The organism is Tenacibaculum profundi (genome assembly GCF_057162725.1).
On the sequence record NZ_CM169894.1, the window covers coordinates 3131120 to 3148329 of the forward strand.

At 28.6% G+C, this 17210-nt stretch carries 8 protein-coding genes; all 8 read left to right on the top strand.

Translation table 11 applies throughout. From position 1 onward, the window contains the following. Positions 1-977 precede the first annotated feature (977 nt). A complete protein-coding gene (locus tag AC2GW8_RS12805) occupies positions 978-3704 on the top strand; it encodes a reprolysin-like metallopeptidase (protein ID WP_440880265.1) in 2727 nt (908 codons plus the stop codon). A 423-nt stretch (positions 3705-4127) separates the two neighbouring features. Then, positions 4128-6857: a zinc-dependent metalloprotease gene (locus tag AC2GW8_RS12810; protein WP_440880266.1), complete on the top strand. Its 2730-nt coding sequence runs from the start codon at positions 4128-4130 to the stop codon at positions 6855-6857. A gap of 1227 nt (positions 6858-8084) precedes the next feature. Next, positions 8085-10172, top strand: coding sequence for a hypothetical protein (locus tag AC2GW8_RS12815; protein WP_440880267.1), 2088 nt, complete (start codon positions 8085-8087; stop codon positions 10170-10172). 20 nt (positions 10173-10192) lie between these two features. Further along, a complete protein-coding gene (locus tag AC2GW8_RS12820) occupies positions 10193-10480 on the top strand; it encodes a hypothetical protein (RefSeq protein WP_440880268.1) in 288 nt (95 codons plus the stop codon). 130 nt (positions 10481-10610) lie between these two features. Beyond that, positions 10611-10766 (top strand): hypothetical protein, encoded by a 156-nt coding sequence (locus AC2GW8_RS12825; protein ID WP_440880269.1) that lies wholly within the window; start codon positions 10611-10613, stop codon positions 10764-10766. Between the two features lie 1304 nt (positions 10767-12070). After that, positions 12071-13231, top strand: coding sequence for an iron-containing alcohol dehydrogenase (locus AC2GW8_RS12830; protein ID WP_440880270.1), 1161 nt, complete (start codon positions 12071-12073; stop codon positions 13229-13231). 894 nt (positions 13232-14125) lie between these two features. Then, the gene (locus AC2GW8_RS12835) at positions 14126-15655 is read left to right on the top strand and encodes a gluzincin family metallopeptidase (protein ID WP_440880271.1); all 1530 of its coding nucleotides are present in this window, start codon (positions 14126-14128) and stop codon (positions 15653-15655) included. 238 nt (positions 15656-15893) lie between these two features. Next, positions 15894-17027 (top strand): diaminopropionate ammonia-lyase, encoded by a 1134-nt coding sequence (locus AC2GW8_RS12840; RefSeq protein ID WP_440880272.1) that lies wholly within the window; start codon positions 15894-15896, stop codon positions 17025-17027. The last annotated feature ends 183 nt before the right edge of the window (positions 17028-17210 follow it).

A 17210-nucleotide genomic window follows, 5' to 3' on the forward strand; every position in this document is an offset into this window, starting at 1 on the left:
TAGAAACAAGGACGACTGTTTTAAAAGTTAAAATTAATAAGTAGAAATAATAATAATTATTTAGTTTAAATTTTAATCCCCTTTAGAATGAAAACCCTTTTATATTCCGTTATATTAATGACTTAGTATCTATTTACTAAATTATGATAATTAAAAAACAGAAACAGATTTTTTAATGAATACATTATAGTAAATAATAAAAACGACACAGTTTAAATTTTAATCCCCTTTAGAATGAAAACCCTTTTATATTTCTTTATATTAATGACTTAGCGTTTGTTTACTAAATTATGATAATTAAAAAAACAGGAACAGATTTTTTAATGAGTAAATTATAATAAATAATAAAAACGACACAGTTTAAATTTTAATCCCCTTTAGAATGAAAACCCTTTTATATTTCTTTATATTAATGACTTAGCGTTTGTTTACTAAATTATGATAATTAAAAAAACAGGAACAGATTTTTTAATGAGTAAATTATAATAAATAATAAAAACGACACAGTTTAAATTTTAATCCCCTTTAGAATGAAAACCCTTTTATATTCCGTTATATTAATGACTTAGTATCTATTTACTAAATTATGGTAATTAAAAAAACAGAAACAGATTTTTTAATGAATACATTATAGTAAATAATAAAAAACGACACAGTTTAAATTTTAATCCCCTTTAGAATGAAAACTCTTTTATATTCCATTATTAATGACTTAGCATCTATTTACTAAATGATAATAATTAAAAAAACAGAAACAGATTTTTTAATGAATACATTATAGTAAATAGTAAAAAACGATTCAGTTTAAATTTTAATCCCCTTTAGAATGAAAACCCTTTTATATTCCGTCATGTTAATGACTTAGACTTTCTGTACTATAAAATGATAATTTTATAAATAACAGATTTTCTGAAAATAACGACTACACTTAAACTTTATAAACTATTAATTTTTTAATAAAAAATACCCTTTAGAAAATGAAAAATAATTTATTTATCGCCATGGTTATGGTAAGTATTTCTTTGTTCTCTCAGAACAAAAATTTTTGGAAAAAAATTACACTATCAAAAAAAGCAATAAAAAAATCAGTAAATAACAAAAGTCTACCTACAAACAATATTTTTAGTCTGGATATTAATGCCTTGAGGGAAACTTTAAAGAAGGCTCCTAGCAGAGGTGTAAATGGAAGGTCTTCTCATCTTGTACTCTCGTTCCCAGATGAAAAAGGAAAACTTGAAGATTACAGAATTTTTGAAGCTTCTGTATTACATCCCGAATTAGCTGCTAAATATCCTGAAGCTAAGTCGTACGCAGGAGTAAATATAGCAGATTCAGGAGATAGAATTAGATTTAGCGTTTCTCCTGCGGGAATGCAAAGTATGCGTTTAGGAGTTGATAAAACAACCGTTTTTATTGAACCATACTCAAAGCAAGAACAAACCTATGCAGTTTTTGATAGAGCAGATAGACCAAGAAGTATTGGAGGGTTGAATTGTACAACCGATCCAAGTACTCAAACGAAAAACAAAAAAACAGGAAATGTAAATAAAAATGCGAATGATAGTGTTTTAAGAACTTATCGTATCGCTATTTCAGCTACTGGTGAATATACCAACTACCATGGAAGTAAAAGAGAGGCTCTATGGTCTATCAATAATACAATGACAAGAGTTAATGCCATTTATGAAACTGATTTTAATGTTACTATGATTGTAGTGCCAGGCACAGAAAGAGTAATTTACACGGATGCATCTGATGATCCATATAGTACTGGTAGACTCAATGGACAATTGCAAGCAACGCTTACAAGTATTATTGGCGAATCTAATTATGATATAGGACATTTATTTCATAAAGCAAGAAAAAATGGAAATGCTGGGTGTATAGGTTGCGTTTGCGTTGATGGGCAAAAGGGTAGTGCTTTTAGTAGCCATCAGAAGCCTGAAGGAGAAGAATTCGATGTTGATTTTGTAGCTCATGAAATAGGGCATCAATTTGGAGGTAACCATACATGGACCTTCGGCGGAAATGAAAGAACAAATGTACAAATGGAGCCGGGGAGTGGTTCTACGATAATGGGGTATGCCGGAATTACAGGAGATACTGATATACAAAAAAATAGTGATCCATATTTCCATGCTGCAACTATAGAACAGATAACAAATTACGTAAAGTCAACCTCTTGTCAAACAGAAAAAAATACTGGTAATAGTGTTCCTAGAGTAGAAGCAGGTCCAAATTATACCATTCCAAAAGGGACTCCGTTTGTTTTAACAGGAAGTGCTTCAGATGCCAATTCTAGAGATGTCTTATCATATTGCTGGGAGCAGTTTGATGAAGATAACGCAGCAACAATAAGCCCGAATAAAAATTCTCGTATGGGTGTTGCTTTTAGATCATTTCCGCCAACAAGAAAAACATTTAGGTACTTTCCAGATTTGGAGCAGGTTAATCGTGGAGCTACTGCTGGTCCATGGGAAAGTTTATCTGATGTTAGTAGAGAGTATAAATTTAGACTTACAGTAAGAGATAATAGAGAAGGCGGAGGAGCTAATAATAGTGATGATATGAGAGTAACTGTAAATGCAAACGCAGGCCCTTTTAAAATAACTTCACAAAACATAAAGGTTACTTATACTTCAGGGAGCGAGCAAATAGTAACTTGGAATGTTGCAGGAACAACAAATAATGGAATAAATGCCAAGTCAGTTGATATTTTGTTATCAAATGATAATGGTAGAACATATGAACATACTTTGGCTAAAAATGTTCCAAATAATGGTTCTCATAGCGTTGTAATTCCTGCAAGAGCAATTGGTAGATTAAATAAAATTATGGTAAAAGGGAGTAACCATATCTTTTTTGACGTATCAGATGAAAGTTTTAATGTTGTCGAGGGGGATGAAACAGAAAAACCTAAAGGAAGTTGCGAATCTTTAGATTTTAATGAATACAAAATTAATTCTTTTTCCAATCAAGATAAGGATGGAGATTTTTCTCTGCAATCTAATGGAAGCTCTATTAGCTTAAGAAATAATACATGGAAGTACATTAATTACCCTTACACTATTACTGCAAATACCGTTATTGAATTTGAATTTAGTAGTACATCAGAAGGAGAAGTTCATGGAATAGGTTTTGAAGATGATGATAGATTAACACCAAATAAATATTTTAAGGTTTTTGGAAATCAGAATTATGGAGTAGCTAATTTTAATAATTATGTACGTGGAACTAAAACTTTTTTAATCCCGGTAGGAGATTCATATACTGGAAAAATGAATAAAATCGTTTTTATAAACGATAATGATAAGGGATTAGGGAATAATTCTACATTTTCAAATGTTAAAATTTATGAGAAGTCTTGTCAGGAAAGTAAGCTAAAAGCAACCATAACTTTTGGAAATAGAGTCGATATCCTTGGAGACGAGAACGAAGAGTCGATATCTTTAATAGAAATAGCTCCTTCACCTGTTAAAAAAGGAGGGTACATAACTGTTTTATCAAGGACTAATCAAGATTTGTCCAATACTCCTTATGAAATATTTGATCTAAATGGTAAATTCATCACGAAAGGAATATTGAATAAAAAAGTATCAAATAATGTTATAGTGTATCTAAAAAACATAGAACCAGGTGTGTATATCATTAAGTTGAAAAATGATTTTATAGATACATCGAAGCGTTTTATAATAAATAATTAATCTTCTTATCGATTAATTGAATTTTATATTTTTATTAAACCTAGAAAGGTCAGAATTGTACAATTCTGACCTTTTTAAATACATGAGAAGTTTGAAAATTTCTAATTCATACTCTTTATTAAAATTTTAAAAACAAGGGTTTATACAAAAAAATATTTTTGAGTTAAAAGAATAAAAGTTTTTTTAAATCAGATAATTTTGGATTCCTCTATATTTTTTTATGTTTAACTCTTTATTAACAGTTTAATTGTTTTAAATTATTTCACTTATTACGAATTTTGTTGATCTAAAGAAGTGAGTTCAAAATAAATAGAATAGAAATAAAAAATAAGAAGACTTTATAAAAGTATTAAGAGTGTTATGATTTTCAATTATCATAGCAAAAAATAAGCTTTTTGAGTTAAAAAGACAACCCTTTATAAAATGAAAAATAATTTAGTTATTGTCATGCTGCTGATGGCAAGTCTTTCTTCGGTATCTCAAAATAACAATTTTTGGAACAAAGTTGTTCCATCAAAAAAAATAAAAAGCAGAAATATTATTGATAAGAAATTACCAATAAATAATATTTTTAGTTTAGACATTGAGAGCTTAAGAAAAGCCCTTACAAAAGCACCTTTGAGGAGAATTACATCAAAATCTTCTGATTTAATAATTTCATTTCCTGATGCAAAGGGTGTCTTTGAAAATTACAGAATTTTTGAAGCTTCTGTGCTACATCCAGAACTAGCAGCTAAATATCCTAATATAAAGTCTTATGCAGGAATAAATGTAGAAGATTCAGGAGACAGAATTCGTTTTAGCATTTCTCCAAAAGGGCTTCAAAGTATGCGTTTGGGAGTTGATAAAGCAACCGTTTTTATAGAGCGCTATTCTCAAAAAGAGCATATTTATAGTGTTTTTACCAAATCAGATAAGCCAAAAAGCTTTACAGGTTTTAACTGTACAACTGAACCAAAGATTAATAAAAAATCAACAAAAACAGTAGATCTCAAAAGAAATGCGAATGATGGTATTTTAAGAGTTTATCGGATTGCTATTTCGACTACGGGAGAATATACTAAATATCATGGGGGTACTAAGGAAGGGGCTTTGGCTGCTATCAACGCTACCATGACAAGAGTAAATGGAATTTTTGAAACAGAATTTAATGTTACGATGGAGATCATAGCAAATACAGATGCAGTTATTTATACAGATATGAATAACGATCCTTATTCAGCAGATTTAAATACCGAAACTCAAATAACATTAACAGGGGTAATTGGTGAATCAAACTACGATATAGGACATTTATTTCATATGGCATATCAAAATGGACAGGCATACGTAGCTAGCGTTTGTGTTGACGGAAAGAAAGGAGGTTCCTATAGTTGTCATCAAATTCCAGAAGGAGATGTTTTTGATGTAGATTACGTAGCGCACGAAATTGGACACCAATTTGGAGGAACTCATACTTTTACTTTTGACGAAGAATACCCAAGTAATGTACAAATGGAACCAGGGAGTGGGTCAACGATAATGGGTTATGCTGGGATTACATTAGATACTGATATACAGTCGCATAGTGATTCTTATTTTCATGCGGCAAGTATAGAACAAATAACAAATTATATAAAATCAACTTCTTGCCAGACAGACATAAATACAGGAAATAGTGCTCCAGAAGTTAGTGCAGGAGTAAACTATATTATACCAAAAGGGACTCCGTTTGTTTTAACAGGAATGGCTTCAGATGCTAATGCTTCAGATGTTTTATCATATTGCTGGGAACAGATTGATGAAAATGGCGCAGCACATACATTTCCAGATGCAAGTAAGACTTCAGGTGTTGCATTTAGATCTTACGCTCCAACAAGAAAACCTTATAGATATTTTCCTCATATGGATATTATTAAAAAAGGAGAAACACAATCGACTTGGGAGGTGATACCGAATGTAAATAGAGAATTAAACTTTAGATTAACAGTAAGGGATAATAGAATTGGTGGTGGAGCTAACAATAGTGATGATATGAAGATAACTGTGAATGCCGATGCAGGGCCTTTTAAAGTAACTTCGCCGAATACTGAACTTAGTTATCCAGCAGGAAGTGAACAAGTAATTAGATGGAGTGTTGCTGGTACAACTAGTAATGGAATTAACGCTAAGTCAGTTGATATTTTACTATCTACTGATGGAGGAGAAACATATCCAATTGTATTAGCAAATGGAGTTTTAAATGATGGATCTTGTAAGGTGTTGATTCCAAATTTATTAGGAGCTAAAAATAGGGTTATGGTAAAAGGAAGTGATCATGTTTTTTTCGATATCTCAAATAGAAATTTTAGTATTATTGAAAGTACAGCAAAACCAAAAGGTAATTGTATATCATTAGATTTTAATGAACATGAAATTAATTCTTTCTCAAATCAAGACAAAATAGGAAACTTTTCTCTTACTCCTGAAGGAAATGCTATTACTTTAAAGGACAACACATGGAAGTATATTAATTATCCCTATACGATAACACCGAATACTGTAATTGAGTTCGAATTTGATAGTACTTCAGAAGGAGAAATTCACGGAATTGGTTTTGAAAATGATAATGGTTTAACCCCAAATAAATACTTCAAGATTTTTGGGCGCCAAAATTTCGGAGTAACTAATTTTAATAATTTTGCTCAAGGTACAAAAACCTATGCTATTCCAGTGGGAGATTCTTATACAGGGAAAGTAGATAAAATTGTTTTTATAAATGACAATGATGAAGGTTCAGGAAATAACTCTACATTTTCAAATATAAAGATTTACGAAAAATCTTGTTTAGAAAGTAAGTTTAAAGGAAATATAATTTTTGGAAGCAGAATTGATATTTTGGGAGATGAGTATGAAGAGGGACTAACATTTTTAAATATAGCACCAAACCCGATAAAAAAAGGTAGTTCTTTAAAAATTTTGTCAACCACGAATAAGGATTTGTCAAACTTTTCTTTTATCGTAAATGATATGCTCGGTAGAATATTAATAGAAGGAATATTAGATAAGGGCAGAGTTACTAATTTGGAAAAAGATAAAGCAGAGGTTAATATTGAAAAACTAAACTCGGGAGTTTACATTATTCGATTAGAAAATGGTAATCTAAATGTAGTGAAACGTTTTATAGTAGAATAAATTGATAGAAGTCAATAACAGTAAAATAAATTTAAGGAAAGGATTAGAGTCAATGGATTCTAATCTTTTTGATTTATTCAAGTAAATGTTGAATTTTAAATAAATGATAATCAGTTATTTTACTGGGGTGTTAATTTTTCTTTTGAACGTATTTTAAACTTGTCTCATCGACAGATTTTATTAACTCATCTAATATTTTATCAAATCAATTTGGCTGTACGCTATATTTGGGTAAAATAGTTTGATATTTCAATTTTAGTTAGTTTGTATTAGTTTGGAGAGAAGAGTCTTTTATATAAAATAGCCTCTTCTCTTTATTATTTTGATATTGTAAACATGAATTTTTTTGAATTATTTATTGGATAAGTAGCTATTTGTAGTAGATAATTTTCATTATCTACATATTTCTGTTAATGGTTTTTACAGGTGTTTTATTAGTGTTTTTACCTATTTTTACGCAAGAAACTTTAAATTATATTTGAAAACGATAGAAGGGTACTGCGTATTAACTAAGCATAAAATTTATAAACAATGATTTAATTAATACGCAGTTTATTTTTTATTTCGCTTCCTCAAAAAGATATAATCTTTGTTTTTACGATTTTTTACTTCTTATCTTCCATTAGAATTATTATATTTACTTTTTATATTTGTTTTACTGCGTATTAACCAAACTTTTCATACTACTGTTTTTCTTTTAAGATGTTAGTACGCAGTTTTATAAAAGGTTATACACTTAATTTATTTTTTCTAAATCATAATTAAATTATCGCAAATGGAGAAACCCCTTCTTGTGACTGACCATCTTAGCAAAAATTTTTAAAAGCTATGTGTTAATGTCTTTGTAGATTATTGTAAGGAACATATTAGGTATATAAGTTTTTAATTATTTTAAAATTTAACCTCCCTTTTTAGATTACAATATTATGTTAATAAATCCATTCGTATGCTAGTATGAATATTTGAGTTCGTACAATTTTTATAGTATAATATTGGGGTTTCGATATTTTGTTGTTTGATATAGTTTTCTTTAAGTTTAATATCATTCTATCGTTTTTTTTAAAGAAAAGTTTAACACTTAATTAAACTCAATCTTTAGTACTATTGCAGCTTTTTAAAACAGTGTTTTGAAAAATTAATGTAATTCACAATCCTTAATAAACAATAATGCGAAAACAAATATTTAGTCAATTTTACATACGCTTAGTATTCTTTGTACTGTTTTTTATGAGTCAATTTTTAATAAAATTAAAAGCACAGGAAATAGAACAATTTGATCGAGGTATAAATGATTTTAGAACACTTTCTTATGCTCAATGGTATGTTTTAAATACCCATTTTCCTGCGAGTCAATTATATATTGATCAATGTCACGAAACAATGAATGAAGCATTAGTCAAAGCGACAGCTGAAGACAATAATGAGTTGTTAGCTTCGAACATGATTAGAACTTCTTTTTCTAATAACGAAAAGCTATTTATTGAAACAGCTTTATTTTTTTCATACGCTAATGATAAGATACCTAACTATCATGAGAATAAATTAACCTTGGAGGAGGTTGATAAAGCAATAAAATACTACAGTCGTCACCTTAAAGCTCAGTATCATTTTATAAAGGCAATGCAATTAATGGCCAATGTAAAGTCTTATCCTACAGCAGAAGATGTTGCTAAAGAGGCTCTTACTAAAGTTGGTTTAGACCCAGACTTATTGTATGTTTCTATCTACAATTTTTATTTATTGGGTGATAAAAAAGCGTATCCATTATGGAAGTATTACTTAAGATCAACTGCAGCCACAGGAAAATATAATCCTGTAATTGTACCTGATTACCCTCAGGACTCTATTAATAGCCGCAATATCGGTAAGTTCAAAGAGATATATTATTCTATGGAACTTGCTTCAAAACATTATAAAGATGTTACTAATAAGTTCGCTAACTCTCAGTCTTTTGACATAGACAAAAACTTTGAAATGAACTATATTTATGCAAGAATACTGAGTGACGACGGAGTAAGTGATGAAGTAGCTATGATGATAACAGAAAAGCCAGAGACAGCGCACTATTTAAGAGCGGCTTATTATGGAGATTCTGATAAGGCTTTGGTTTATCAAGATACAAGCATTATTGATTCTCAAAGAAAAATTTATCTTTTGCAAATCAATGGTATACAGTATGATATTTCTGTGTTTCAAAGTTTAAATGATTTTAAGTTAGCCTTATATAATAATCGCTATTTCTATGCTCCTCTGTGGACAAAAGTTGAAGAGGGAGATACCTATAGATATATTTATAACAACTTTAAAGAATATGCATTAGAGGATAATAGTGTATATATATGGGATCAGGCTAGATGGGAGCAAGGAATAAGTTTGGTACCTATAAATAAAGATTACCCAATAAAAGATTTAGTCAGTAAAGAATATAATTCCTTTATTAATACAAATTTAAATGAAATAACAGATATTGGAAGTGCTGCAAAAACTATTGTTAAAGAAATTGTTTCATATATTCCCGTAATTGGTCAGCCAATAGATTTTATTTGGAATTGTGTTGAAGGAAACGTTAAGGAATTATTACTTAATATTGCATTTATAACAGGAGAGATTACAGATGATATGGTTTCTGTTAATAATTTTTTTTCAGTTGGAAAAAGAACTGTTCAAATAACAAGAAACCATACAAGAAATATTAGTGAATCAATACATAGGTCATGGATTCGCAACCCTATTCGTTTGAAAGATGGACGATATGGGTATTTGGCAGGACCAACAAAGTCTCACGTTTTTCCTGGAATGGTACCAACAGTTGGAGATTTTGCTAAATTAAAAGCAAACTCAGCGGCTCATACCATTGAAAGGCATGGTTTTCATATTACTGAGGAAGCATTAAAAAGAAGAGCTACCGAAGGTGTTGCGCCAGATGGTTCATCCATTGCTAAATTACAAGGAGGGAGACGAATAGGAAATATAATACCTCCAATGTCATCTAAATTTATAGATGCCGGTAGTATAAAAAAGGCATTAAAAGCAGTAGATGAATCCACGGAGGTTTTTAAAGAAGCTTTAAGAATAAGTGAGACCGAACTTGGGAACGGAGAAACTGTGACTCAGTTTAAATTCCAAGTTGATCTAGGAGAAACTATCGGCTTAGGTTATAAAAAACCTGTGGGAGCACCGAATTATATTTTAACAGGTCAAAAGTTATCAGGAACGCCAATAAAGGTTAATGATTTAACCAAAATAGAAGTTCGTTATAAGTTAAATCGTACTTTAGGTAAATATGAAATAAATACAATGTTTCCAATAGAATAATTATGGTCAAATATAAAAAATTGAAATATTCAATCAAGGAGTTTTCGGCAGATTGGGAATTAACAAATGAAGAGTATGAGAATAATTTTAAAACTCTTTTAGAAATAAATCAAGGTTTAGCAGATGAAATAAAGGAAGAACTTATTCAAGCCTTACAAGATCCTGAATGGAGTTGGGTAAAAATAGGATATGATACCAATTTTATAGGTTCAGATGATTCAGAGGAAAATGTTTGGTTAACTGTAAAATATTTAATTTGGGATATTATTGCCCCTGATGAAGAGCCTCCTGCTAATAGGTTTGTCTAGTTTTGGTAATTTATTCATATTCGTTTTACTATTTTTCTTCTAGGCTTTAAAGTGGTGGATAACTTTATGATATAGACATTCCATTACTTTTAAATTTGGAGGATCGGGAGAAAAATTAAATATTGTTTTTATGCATGCTGCTATTAATAGAGTCAATAGTATTTTTATAAAACAATATGAATTAGAAGTAATTCGGTTAAAAGATCTTGATAATGTAGAAACGGTAAATGTTAAAACGGCTATCGAACATCAAATTGATATTTCCAGTTATTCAAAATTAGCTTAGAGTTTTTGACCATAAGAGTTTTCGATGATTAGCTGATTTTTACATTGGAAACATTTTATAAAATGAAAAAAGCTATCAGAACAATTAAAGGGGAAAAATATTGTGTTGGGGTGTTTTATTCTGATAGCTACAAAAAATTAACTATTAAGGGATAATTAATATTAGGGGGTTGATTAATTACACGGCAAATATATAAATGAATAGAGAAGGAATAATCAATGTAGTGTTTGTGAAGATGTAATTTACTTAAAATAGAAAAGAGATGTCCAAAAAGAGAAAAATAACTAACAAATTAAGTGTTATTTATATTTTCATTTTCAAGTATTTTTATTGGTTTGTTTAAAATAGACTTTACAAACATGAAGAATTATATTTAAAATAAGCTAATACATTTTTCTTTGATGAAGAAAAACAAAATTATGACCTGCTTGAAAAATAGAAAAAGCTATCAGAACATTAGAAGGGATGTAATCACATTTTGTATAATTTTTATTCTGATAGCTTAAGACAAAAACATAAATTACTCCAAGGAATAATTAACACTTAAAGGAAACGGCTGAAGATTTATAAAATTGTAAATGAATTAACTATTTTATTAAGCAAGAGATTTAATAAACATAAATTTTGTTTTAGAAATTAAGAATAGGTTTTGTAAAGAGGATTGCCTTCTTGTTGTATTATATTAAAAAAAATAATTATTAAATAAAGAGAAGAAAAAATAATCTAATTCAATCTTGATTTATAATAATTAATGCAAAAAAAAGAAAAGAAATGTCTAAAAAGAGACAGTCCTCTATTAATCATAAAGTCTGTTTGATGGAATTTATTATTACTTATCAAAATAATAGTTTTTATAATAATATAAGAAGCTACCAGAACCCTCTAAGATGAATTTATTTAATTCGTTTTTATTCTGATAGCTTAAGACAAAAACCATTATTTCTCTAAATGAACTAACATCAAGGAAATTAATAATATCATAAATTTATTACTACATTAATTGATAATACTAATTGTTGTGTTAATGAATAGGAATTTTACTTAAAAAATAAAAGAGATGTCTAGAAAGAGAATATTGTATGATAGGATATTATTTGATACTGAGAAATATAAAATTCATGAGCTTATTTCACTTTTAATTAAGGTTGTTTATTTGCCGTAAGGAGGGCTATAAGTAAACATTATTAAAATTCTTGTTGTTGGCTAATAGTAAGGTTATTAAGGTTAAAATTTTTATTAACATAGATCAACCTTATTTCGCTTCTGCTTATTTAAATTTGAAGTAATAAAGAAGAAAAACAAATATGAATAATTTTGAGTTTAAAAATCCGACAAAAATAATTTTTGGTAAAAATCAAATAGCTAAAATAGCTAATGAATTACCTAGAAATGCAAAAGTACTATTGTTGTATGGAGGAGGAAGTATCAAAAGAAATGGAATATATGATAAAGTTAAGCTAGCTTTATCAGAATTTGATGTGCTAGAATTCGAAGGAATACCGCCTAATCCAGAATATCAAGTTCTATTAAATGCTTTAAAAATTATTAAGGAAGAGAAAATAACTTATCTATTGGGTGTTGGAGGAGGATCAGTAATTGATGGAACTAAGTTTTTATCTGCCGCGGCATTATATGAAGGTAAAACTCCTTGGGATATATTAGAAAAAAAAATAAGAACTATAAAAGGGATTCCTTTTGGAACTGTACTAACATTACCAGCAACTGGTTCTGAAATGAATTCGGGAGCTGTTATTTCAAGAGCTGAAACTAAGCAAAAGTTATCAATGGGTGGTTCTGGTTTATTTCCTGAGTTTTCTATTTTAGATCCTGAAGTCGTTTATTCAATTCCATATCATCAAATATCAAATGGTTTGGCAGATTCCTTTACACATGTTTTGGAACAATATATTACATATCCAATTGGTGCAGTTTTACAAGATCGTTTTTCAGAAAGTATTTTACAAACAATTATAGAAACAGCACCAAGAATACTAGAAGACAAAACTGATTATAAGGCTGCATCTAATTTTATGTGGTCTTGCACTATGGCATTAAATGGGTTAATTCAGAAAGGTGTCCCCACAGATTGGGCAATTCACGGCATGGGACATGAATTAACAGCTCTTTTTGGAATTGATCATGCTTGCACATTGGCAATTCTCACTCCAAGTCATTACTATTACAACTTAGAAACTAAGAAAGAAAAGTTAGCACAGTATGCAGAACGTGTATGGGGAGTGACTTTTGGAAGTATAGAAGAGAAAGCGATAAAGGGAATTGAAAAAACAGAACGTTTCTTTAAAGATATAGGGATTTCTACAAAGTTATCTGATTATACAAATAATTATAAAGGAGCAGCACAAACTATAGCTAACACTTTTGAAGAAAGAGGATGGGTAGGAATGGGTGAACATAAAAAGATATCGCCTAAAGATATTGAAAAAATTATTGAAATGGCTTATTGATAATTTAGTTTTAAAAATGGTTTTGGAGTATTAAATAAACTCTGAAATTGATAGAATAATCAAAAAAGATAAAAAGCCATCAGAACTAAGAAACTGATATTGATTTGTTCTGATAGCTATGACAACGTTATATTACAAATGTATAATTTCATTACTAGAATAAATTTAATGTAGTACTAGTGAAGTACATATTTATAAAGTAAAAAAAGAAATAGTAAACATAAACTATCTGCTACAGCATTCTAATTATTAGAACTAGCTATAATCAAGGGCAAAACTTTTTTAAATAAAATAGGGCTTAGTAATATAGGAATAGTTTAGCATTCAAATTAAGAAAAGAAACTATTGGACTTTAAAATAAAGACTAAAATAAAATACTGAAAATTTGGTTAAACCCTTAAATAAGGGTTTACCAAACTTCAAAGCGGGAGACTTGCTTGCATGTCATATTAAGTTATTGTAATAGAGAGTTCTGAGGTTTTTATATACTCTATTTAAGTTAAAATTTTGTGTTCTAAATTAGAAATAGAAATGGAATTACGTAAAGTTTATAGTTTAAGGAAAGCATGTGTATTTTTAGCTCTACTAGTATTGATGATATCAAGTTCCATAATTTTGAAATTAATAATCTTTTTAAAAGGTTAATCGATTATTTATCAAATAGTATAAGTGAGATGTATCTAAGTAAATTATTCTCAACGTTAATAAAAAAATACGTCTTAAAAATAAAATAGATTAAAAAACTATTTTAATTGCCTTGTAATTACCGACTAGTATTTAAGGTTAAGATAAGTTTTTAATAATTATTTTGTTTAAATAGATCAATTGACAATGTAACCTTTTTGATTTTTTATTGTATTTATAATAACAATAGCCAAATTAATTTTAATAATTATGTTAGCGAAATACAGTATTTTTTTCTTTTCTCTTGGAGTATTATCCATTTTTAGTTGTTTAAAATATAAACAGGATCATAATAAAATAGCCTATACTTTATCATGGGACGGTAAATCTTCTGAATTAAAAGTACATTTAAAAATTCCTACAAAGGGGAAAAAAGAAATTATACTAGTTCATACTCCTGACCCTTTTGATACCGAATTTGAATGTATTTCAGAGTTTACCATAAAAGAGAATATTCCATTCATTAAAGAACATAATAAGTATACAATAAAGAATAAGGATCAAAAAAAAACCATAGAAATTAGCTATCGGATAAATGGTAAAAACAGATATGAAGAAAAACAAACATTGAAGAGTAATGATGTTTTTAGAATGTATTTTCTTCCTAATATAAAAGAAGAATATTTATCCCTATCAGGAAATCATTTTTTATTGAACCCTAAAGATGATGAAATAGCTTCCCTTTTACATACTGTTTCATGGGAAAATGTGCCAGATTATTTAAATAAGTTTGACATTATTGGTAATAAATCAGTAAAAACAGAAGAAATAAATAATTCCATTTTTATTTATAGTAGAGATTTAAAAGTTGAAAAATTTGATAAAAATAATATTTCCCATTATCTAATTGATATAGATAAATTAACACCATATAACCAAAAAAAGGTTAAAGAAGCAGTAAAGGTATTAGTTCCAAATACATTGCGTTTTTTTGATGATTATGATTTCCCATATTATATAGCCTATATTAGACAACCACCTGTAGCTAAATTAACAAAAGACATCTTAGGTAAAAGAAAAGGAGCCATGTCTGCAATGGCAAATGGGAATAGTTTTACTGCTGGTGTCATAGGTGAAATAGGAGAGCATGAATCTTTAATAATCCTTCATGAATCACTTCACAGATGGTTTAAATCTCTTGGGAAAACATTTGAACACCTCTGGTTTAATGAAGGGTTCAATGAGTATGTAACTTTTTGCATGGCAGTAGGATTAGATTATATAAGTGGAGAAAAATTTGAAGAAAATATTAATAGTAATATGAGGTATTATTATTCAACATTAAAGAATTTTCCAGAAAAAAGAAATAATGATTATGTTAGAAAAAATGTAGAAAAAAATCGCAGTTTAATGGGAGCTAACTATGTTAAGGGGTTTATTTTTGCTTTTTATTTGGATAATAAAATAAGATTAATCAGTAATGGATCAAAAACATTTCAAGATTTAATGATTGATTATGCAGTAGTTAGAAAAAACACAAAACTTCCACTGGGACAAAACATTAGTTTGGTAGCTTTTGAAAAAATAGTCGCAAACTATTTACCCTTAAAACAAGTGCAAGCTGATATTAAAAAATATATGATCAATGGAGAATATATAGATTTTAGTAAGGAAAAATTGATAAATGGCATAACTTTAAAAACGAAACCTATAGTTAATCATAAGAATGGGGAAACAGATACAATTCCGTTATTTAAATTTACTTCAAAAAATGAAATCAATGAAATGTTTAAGTTTTAAAAATTTTTTAACTAAATATTTTGTGTAATAACTTAAACATAGTACTTTTTCTAAACTGATTTACTTTTATGAAGTAAGTGAACTAGGAATTGAGCTATTTTAAAGGTGTAGTTGCAAAAAATGAAATTTTTTTATTTTTTTTGCGAAAAATCAAAAACACTAAGACTTTTATTACATGATTTAACTTTTTAAGTTGTTATTTTTCAGTATTGTAAGTTTGTGTAATAAATTATTAGATATGACTGATAAATTTTATAAAAATACTCCGAGTAAAAGTATTATTAATGATGAAGTAATAGATAAATTAAGAATGAATGATGCTTTTGATTTTCATAAATCTTTGAATGTATATCAATCAACCCCATTAATTAAGTTATCTGAGCTATCAAAAAAATATAATGTTGGAAATATTTTCGTAAAAGATGAATCTCATAGATTTGGTTTAAAGGCTTTCAAAGTTTTAGGAGCCTCTTACGCAATAAATCGTCTTTTAGCAAAAGATCCTTCTATAGAAACATTTTGTACAGCAACAGATGGAAATCATGGGCGTGCTGTAGCCTGGTCGGCGAAGACTTTATGTAAAAAGGTTATTGTTTTCGTGCCTCAAGATACAACAATTAAGCGTATTCAAGCTATCGAAAAAGAAGGAGCTAAAGTAATTCAGGTGAAAGGAAACTATGACGATGCTTGTAAACAAGCTAAGCAGATGAGTGAAATTTATGGTTATACACTCATACAAGACACTGCATGGGAAGATTATAAAGAAATCCCCAGTTTAATAATGGCTGGCTATTTAACAATGTTTAAAGAACTAGAAGAAAATCTAAAAACTGAAAAAGTAAAACAATTTGATGTTATTTTTTTACAAGCTGGTGTAGGAAGTATGGCCGCTTCTGGTATTTATTATTTTCTTAATAAATATGAAAAGAATAAACCTAAAATAGTTGTGGTAGAACCAAAAGAAGCTGATGGTATTTTGGAGTCATTTAGAAATAATAAAATATCAACATCAAAAGGAAATAGTAATACGATTATGGCAGGTTTAAATTGTGAAACTCCCTCTGTAATTGCATGGAATTTACTGAAAAGTGGTACGGACTATTCTGTTAAAATTGATGATGCGTATACAAAACAAGCTATGCGAGAACTTTACTTTCCAGAAGGCTCTGATGAAAAAATAATCTCTGGTGAATCGGGGGCCAGCGGTTTTGCTGGTTTTTTAACCATTGTAAATGAAAAAGACTTTTTATCAGTTAAAGAATCTTTGCAAATAAATAACCATAGTAATATCCTTTTTTTTAACACTGAAGGTAATACAGATGAAGATGTTTTTGAACAAATAATTAGTCCAAATTTCACTAAAATTACATAGTTTTTATAATCACAAATAAATCATCTATACTTTTGAAGATGTATGTTGAAAGTATATAAAAGTTTAATATTCAGAAATGCATAAAGTATTAGTTGTTTTGAATAAACATGTTGGATTATAAAATACACTCATCCTTGAAGTATTTATGAAGTTTAATTAGTTTCTAGTCTCCGAATCTCTTTT

Coding starts and splice junctions, on each gene's coding strand:
- AC2GW8_RS12805 (WP_440880265.1), top strand. CDS start 978: ATGAAAAATAATTTATTTATCGCCATGGTTATGGTAAGTATTTCTTTG.
- AC2GW8_RS12810 (WP_440880266.1), top strand. CDS start 4,128: ATGAAAAATAATTTAGTTATTGTCATGCTGCTGATGGCAAGTCTTTCT.
- AC2GW8_RS12815 (WP_440880267.1), top strand. CDS start 8,085: ATGAGTCAATTTTTAATAAAATTAAAAGCACAGGAAATAGAACAATTT.
- AC2GW8_RS12825 (WP_440880269.1), top strand. CDS start 10,611: ATGCATGCTGCTATTAATAGAGTCAATAGTATTTTTATAAAACAATAT.
- AC2GW8_RS12830 (WP_440880270.1), top strand. CDS start 12,071: ATGAATAATTTTGAGTTTAAAAATCCGACAAAAATAATTTTTGGTAAA.
- AC2GW8_RS12835 (WP_440880271.1), top strand. CDS start 14,126: ATGTTAGCGAAATACAGTATTTTTTTCTTTTCTCTTGGAGTATTATCC.
- AC2GW8_RS12840 (WP_440880272.1), top strand. CDS start 15,894: ATGACTGATAAATTTTATAAAAATACTCCGAGTAAAAGTATTATTAAT.